This is a genomic window from Halomonas sp. 3D7M (assembly GCF_014897885.1).
Taxonomy (GTDB): Bacteria; Pseudomonadota; Gammaproteobacteria; order Pseudomonadales; family Halomonadaceae; genus Vreelandella.
Map to the genome: position 1 here is coordinate 1 of NZ_JABUZF010000119.1, position 5,596 is coordinate 5,596.

6 protein-coding genes are annotated in these 5,596 nt (G+C 51.4%); all 6 read left to right on the forward strand.

Annotated features, from left to right (window positions below):
- The first annotated feature begins 345 nt into the window (after window positions 1–345).
- Complete coding sequence (gene nrdH, locus INT22_RS05330; protein ID WP_009722061.1) at window positions 346–567, forward strand: glutaredoxin-like protein NrdH; 222 nt, start codon at window positions 346–348, stop codon at window positions 565–567.
- A gap of 9 nt (window positions 568–576) precedes the next feature.
- Window positions 577–1,026 (forward strand): class Ib ribonucleoside-diphosphate reductase assembly flavoprotein NrdI, encoded by a 450-nt coding sequence (nrdI, locus tag INT22_RS05335; RefSeq protein WP_193061339.1) that lies wholly within the window; start codon window positions 577–579, stop codon window positions 1,024–1,026.
- Between the two features lie 56 nt (window positions 1,027–1,082).
- Complete coding sequence (gene nrdE / locus INT22_RS05340) at window positions 1,083–3,206, forward strand: class 1b ribonucleoside-diphosphate reductase subunit alpha (RefSeq protein WP_193061387.1); 2,124 nt, start codon at window positions 1,083–1,085, stop codon at window positions 3,204–3,206.
- A gap of 43 nt (window positions 3,207–3,249) precedes the next feature.
- Window positions 3,250–4,221: a class 1b ribonucleoside-diphosphate reductase subunit beta gene (gene nrdF / locus INT22_RS05345; protein WP_038485235.1), complete on the forward strand. Its 972-nt coding sequence runs from the start codon at window positions 3,250–3,252 to the stop codon at window positions 4,219–4,221.
- Window positions 4,222–4,279: 58 nt separating this feature from the next.
- Window positions 4,280–4,690: an NUDIX hydrolase gene (locus INT22_RS05350; RefSeq protein ID WP_193061340.1), complete on the forward strand. Its 411-nt coding sequence runs from the start codon at window positions 4,280–4,282 to the stop codon at window positions 4,688–4,690.
- A gap of 230 nt (window positions 4,691–4,920) precedes the next feature.
- The coding region (locus INT22_RS05355; protein ID WP_319022043.1) for a DUF3450 family protein at window positions 4,921–5,596 on the forward strand (676 nt) is incomplete at its 3' end.

A 5,596-nucleotide genomic window follows, 5' to 3' on the forward strand; every position in this document is an offset into this window, starting at 1 on the left:
TAGTTGGCGCCTTGGAAAAAAAACCGCTTCCATTGGGAAGCGGTTTTTTTTGTTTTTGGGAGAAGGTTTAGCTGTTTCTGAAATAGCTCTTGTGATGACCCTAATGAGGGCTATTGAGAGCGTGCCTGGGGTGGTTCGGGGAAGCGCGTTTTAGGCGGCTATTGAGAGGCTGCTGGGTATGATATTGGGTGCGAGCTGTCAATAACCTGTGGATGAAAAAATACCATATATGCTTGAGTTGATTTTCTCATGGTCTATATATAGTATGCGTTGTGTCTTCCAGAGAGGGCGAGCACAAGATGTGCTCTACCCGAAAAACACCGCTATGAAAAGGAAAAAATAGCCATGGATATCCAAATTTATAGCAAGCCTGCTTGTGTTCAATGCACTGCTACCTACCGTGCACTGGATAAGCAGGGCCTAGAATATACCGTTATCGATATCACTGCTGAAAGCGGTGCCCAGGAGGAAGTGGAAGCGCTGGGTTATCGTCAGTTACCCGTCGTGGTTGCGGGTGAGGATCATTGGTCTGGTTTTCGTCCTGACCGCATTCAAGCACTAGCGTAAAACGTCGCTATGCAAAACGCTGATGTGAAAGCTGGGCGTAATCGTTCGTTAGTTTATTTTTCAACTAAGTCAGGCAATACCCACCGTTTTATACAAAAGCTTGGCTTAAGCGCCCAGCGGCTGCCACTAAACCGTGAAGAACCAACGCCACGCGTAGAGCAGCCCTACATATTAGTGACACCTACCTATGGTGGCGGCTATGCCGAAGGGGCAGTGCCGGGGCAGGTGATTCGATTTTTAAATGATGAGCACAATCGGCACCTCCTTAGAGGTGTTATTGCCGCTGGTAATACGAATTTTGGTGAGGCATACGGATTGGCAGGGCGAATTATTGCTCAAAAGTGCCAAGTGCCGCTGCTTTATCGATTTGAACTGTTTGGCACTGACGACGATGTCGCCAAGGTCCGCAAAGGAGTAGAAGAGTTTTGGAAACGTCAAGCTCAGTCTCTAGCAACGTAGCCGCTAACAATGGCGCTACAAAAAACTCGGCAGAAACAAAACGGCCTACTGCGGGGGTGTCCGAGGCGCGTACCCTGGATTACCATGCGCTGAACGCGATGTTGAATCTATACGGTGCCAACGGTGAATTGCAGCTCGATAAAGATCGCGAAGCCGCCCGCCAGTATTTCCTGCAGCACGTTAATCAAAACACCGTGTTCTTCCACTCGTTGGAAGAGAAGCTCGATTACCTAGTGGAAGAGCAGTACTACGAGGCAGAAATGCTGGCCCAGTACAGCTTTGCCTTTATTAAGGCGCTGTTTGAGCAGGCATACGCCTATAAATTCCGTTTTCCGAGCTTCTTGGGCGCTTTCAAGTATTACACCAGCTACACGCTGAAAACGTTCGACGGTAAGCGTTACCTTGAGCGCTATGAAGACCGTGTCTGCATGGTGGCGTTGACGCTGGCGCGTGGCGATGAGGCATTGGCTAAGTCACTGGTTGATGAAGTTATTAGCGGCCGTTTTCAGCCAGCTACGCCGACTTTCCTGAACTGTGGTAAACAGCAGCGCGGTGAGCTGGTTTCCTGCTTCCTGCTGCGTATTGAAGACAACATGGAGTCGATTGGTCGCTCGATTAACTCCGCGTTGCAGCTCTCTAAGCGCGGCGGCGGTGTTGCCTTCTTGTTGACTAATATCCGCGAGTCCGGCGCACCCATTAAGCGTATCGAGAACCAGTCCTCGGGTATTATCCCGATTATGAAACTGCTGGAAGATGCCTTCTCCTACGCTAATCAGTTAGGTGCGCGCCAGGGCGCAGGTGCGGTTTATTTAAATGCTCACCACCCGGATATTCTGAGTTTTCTCGACACTAAACGTGAAAATGCCGATGAAAAAATCCGCATTAAAACGCTGTCGCTGGGCGTAACGATTCCGGACATTACCTTTGAGCTGGCCAAGCGCAACGACGATATGTACCTGTTCTCGCCCTACGATGTTGAGCGGGTTTATGGCGTGCCGTTTGGGGATATCAGCGTGACCGAGAAGTACCATGAAATGGTCGCGGATGCGCGTATTCGTAAGCACAAGATCAATGCACGTGCATTCTTCCAAACCCTGGCCGAGCTACAGTTCGAATCGGGCTATCCGTACATCATGTTTGAAGATACGGTTAACCGTGCGAACCCGATTGCCGGTCGTATCAATATGAGCAACCTTTGCTCTGAAATTCTCCAGGTGAATACGCCCACCGAATACGATGACGATCTTGGTTATCGTCAGGTCGGTCAGGACATCTCCTGTAACCTTGGTTCGATGAACATCGCTAAAGTGATGGACTCAGGCGATATTGGCACCAGCGTTGAGATTGCCATTCGTGGTTTGACCGCGGTTTCTGAGATGAGCAACCTGCGCAGTGTACCTTCCATTGCTGAAGGTAACGCCAAGTCTCGCGCCATTGGCCTCGGGCAAATGAACCTGCACGGTTTCCTGGCGCGCGAACACATTTATTATGGTTCGGAAGAGGGCTTGGACTTTACCAATCTCTACTTCTACTGTGTGGCATTCCATGCGATTCGTGCGTCTAACCAGCTGGCGATCGAACACGGCGAAGCCTTTGCAGGGTTTGAAGACTCCACCTACGCATCGGGCGCTTTCTTTGATAAGTACACCGATCAAGCGTGGTTGCCGAAAACTGAGAAAGTGCGTCATTTGTTCGAGCGTAGCGGTATTGCACTACCTACCCAGGAAGAGTGGCAGGCGCTAAAGGCATCGGTAATGGCGCACGGGCTGTATAACCGTAACCTGCAGGCGGTGCCGCCAACGGGTTCTATCTCATATATCAACCACTCCACCTCGAGTATTCACCCGGTGGCAGCGAGAATTGAGATCCGTAAAGAAGGCAAGCTGGGGCGTGTTTACTATCCAGCGCCATTCTTGAATGAGGCGAACTTCGATTATTTCCAGGATGCCTATGAAATTGGCCCTGAGAAAATTATCGATACCTATGCTGAAGCGTCTAAACACGTTGATCAGGGGCTGTCGTTGACGCTGTTCTTCCCTGATACCGCCACCACGCGGGATATCAACAAAGCGCAAATTTACGCGTGGCGTAAGGGCATCAAGACGCTTTACTACATCCGTTTACGCCAGAGCGCGCTTGAAGGTACGGAAGTAGAAGGCTGCGTCTCCTGCTCGCTGTAATCGTATATCGCTTTTATTAGATCATGTTGGTGAGAGAATTCTGATGACCACTATGCAACGCTTATCGCGGGTCGATGCGATCAACTGGAACCGCCTTCAGGACGATAAAGACCTGGAAGTGTGGAACCGCCTGACCAGCAATTTCTGGCTGCCAGAAAAAGTGCCGCTCTCCAACGATATTCAATCGTGGAACACCCTGACACAGCAGGAAAAACAGCTGACGATTCGTGTGTTCACTGGCCTGACGCTGCTCGATACAATCCAGAGCAGCGTGGGAGCGCCGGTATTAATGGAAGATGCACGCACACCCCATGAAGAGGCGGTTTACACCAATATCGCCTTTATGGAGTCGGTGCATGCGCGCTCTTACAGCTCGATTTTCTCAACACTGTGCGCGACGCGGGATGTAGATGATGCGTTTCGCTGGAGTGAAGAAAACCCGACGCTGCAGGCGAAGTCTGAATTGATTCTTGAGCGTTACCGCTCCGACGATCCGTTAATGCGTAAAGTGGCTAGCGTCTTCCTTGAGTCATTTCTGTTCTATTCCGGGTTCTACCTGCCGATGTACTGGTCGAGCCACGCCAAGCTGACTAACACGGCTGATCTGATTCGTTTGATCATTCGCGATGAAGCCGTGCACGGCTACTACATTGGCTACAAGTTCCAGCAAGCGCTGGCAGAAGCCACGCCCGAGCGCCAGCAAGAAGTGAAAGACTACGCTTATGAGCTGCTGCTAGAACTTTACGACAACGAAGTGCGCTACACCGAATCGCTCTATGATGAGGTGGGCTTAACGGAAGACGTGAAGAAATTCCTTCACTACAACGCCAACAAGGCGCTGATGAACCTCGGGTTTGAACCGTTGTTCCCCAGCAGCGTCACCGACGTCGACCCAACCATTATGGCCGCGCTTTCGCCGAGTGCGGATGAAAACCACGACTTCTTCTCCGGTTCTGGTTCTTCCTATGTGATTGGTAAGGCTGTTGCCACCGAAGACGACGACTGGGCGTTTTAAGCTTATCGTTGGCGGCTTTGCAACGTCGTTGATAGCTTGATGAGGCAAGGAGGGAGCAGTGCCAGGCAATACTGATAAGGCGCAGAATTTGCTAAAAATAGCAGCGGCAGTAGTGAGCGACTCTTCAGGGCGCTTGCTATTAGTGCGCAAGCAGGGCACGCGCTTTTTTATGCAGCCAGGCGGTAAAATCGAGCTGGGAGAGGAAGCCATAGCGGCACTCTGCCGTGAGTTAGAGGAAGAAATTGGCTTACGTATAACAGGTGATCAGCTACTTCCTTTGGGCATGCAGCGTGCTTTAGCAGCCAATGAGCCTGATACAGTTATTGAAGCGCAGTTGTTCAGTCTGATGATTGATCAGCCTGTCCATGCTGGGGCAGAGATTGCTGAAACGACTTGGGTAACCCGCGAAGAGGCATTAAAGCTGCCGTTGGCGCCGTTGACCAAGCAGCATGTTGTGGTTGCTGCTTAGAAACGCTTTTCCTGTGTTTTTACTGAAGGGCGCCACTTGGCGCCCTTTTTTTTATGGTGGAGTGACGGTCAGCAGCGAAACACCATTGAATGCTAATGATTAATATTGTCATTTATTCTATTAGTGTTAGGCTATGCACTGCTTAAACGAAACGCAAATCGTTCATTATACCTAATGAGTTTCTAGCGCGCCGTTAATGGCGACGTGCTAATCAGTAACGGAGACGTAACGTGCTGAAAAGGCCTTTCTTTGCCTTGCATGGAGGCTGGCTTGCCGGAGTGCTGGTCAGCGGTACGCTAATGGCAAGTGATGAGACAGTCGATCAAGCGGCCCAGAGTGTCGAGGCCCAGCAAGCGCAGTCCGCACTTCAGCAGCAAATTGATGAGGCTGATGACGCTACGCGTTCAGCGATTGAAGAGCTGCGCCGCCTAGAGCGGGAAACCCGCCAGATGGAAGCATCCAATGCTGCTTTAAGTGGCCGTCTGGCCAGTGAAACTGAGCGCCAGCAGCGCCTTGGCCAGGCGCTCGATACGTTAAGCGACACGCGCGCCGCGCTGCCTGCTGTTGAGCAGGACATGACAGAGCAGCTAATCAGTTGGATCGAGTCTGACCTGCCGTTTCTGAAAACCGAGCGTTTAGCGCGTGTTCAACCCGCTGAGCAGCAACCGTCAGAGAGTGCGGCGCGGATTGCCAATTTGCTGGAAGCTTGGCGTGCCGAGTTAGCGTATGGCCGTGAAGTGGATAGCTGGCGTGGTCGTTTGCAATTAGCAGAAGGTAATCCGCGTGAAGTGGACTATTTGCGCATTGGCCGAATCGGCTTTTATTACCTGACCCCTGATGGTCGAGAAGGTGGTGTGTGGGATAAGGCGAGCGGTGAGTGGCAGGCGCTTGATGAAAGCGCCCGCC